At 63.4% G+C, this 899-nt stretch carries 1 protein-coding gene; it reads right to left on the reverse strand.

What is annotated here, in order from left to right:
- Positions 1-19: 19 nt before the first annotated feature.
- Positions 20-844, reverse strand: a complete 825-nt coding sequence (locus tag FBQ73_RS11840; protein ID WP_138399715.1) for an IS5 family transposase — start codon at positions 842-844, stop codon at positions 20-22.
- Between the last annotated feature and the right edge of the window lie 55 nt (positions 845-899).

Raw genomic sequence — 899 nt, forward strand, 5'->3', positions numbered from 1 at the left:
AGAGTCCGTTTGAGAATGTTCAGGGATGGACGATCCGGCGCAGCATGAGGCTGCCGAGGGCCACATGGATCATGGCCTCGGAGACGTCGAGGCGCTGCTCGTAATCGCGAACGAGGCGCTTCCATCTGGTCATCCATCCGAAGGTGCGCTCGACGACCCAGCGCCGAGGTAGGACCTTGAAGCCGGGATCTTTGTCGGTGCGGCGGACGATCTCCAGGACGAAGTCGCGATACGCAGCAGCATCCATGAGGCGGGTGCGGTCATAGGCGCCATCGGCGAACAGATGCTTGAGCCACGGCCACCGCTTCCGGATGGCCGCCACGATCGCCTGGGCACCGGCGCTATCGGAAATGTCGGCAGTGGTGAGATCGACCATCAGCAGCCTGCCGTCGGTATCGACGGCGATGTGGCGCTTGCGGCCGACGACCTTCTTACCGGCATCGAACCCACGCTTTTCTGCCGCTGGCGCCTTGATCGACTGGCTATCGACAACGGCGGCGGTCGGGCTCTGCTCGCGCCCTTCGCGCTCGCGATCGAGCATCAGCGTGACGTCGTGGATCGTGCGGAACAGCAACCGGCGTACGAAGCGGCGGAACCACCAATATACCGTCTGCCAGGGCGGAAAGTCGTTCGGCAACATCCGCCAGCCGCCACCCGTCCGGGCAAGGTAGCGCAATGCGTCGAGCACCTCGCGGAGATCGGTCTTCGGCTTGCGTCCGAGTTTCGGAACTGGAGGTAGGAAAGGCTGGATGAACCGCCACTCCTCCTCCGTCAAATCGGTCGGGTAGCGCTTCGCTCGTCGCTCAAATCCAGCCATCCGGCCACGGCTCTCTCGGGTCCACATCCCGAGCTTGAATCACGCCGCAGCCGGCACTTCAACCCATTCTCAAACGGTCTCT

The organism is Xanthobacter autotrophicus (assembly GCF_005871085.1).
Taxonomy (GTDB): domain Bacteria; phylum Pseudomonadota; class Alphaproteobacteria; order Rhizobiales; family Xanthobacteraceae; genus Xanthobacter; species Xanthobacter autotrophicus.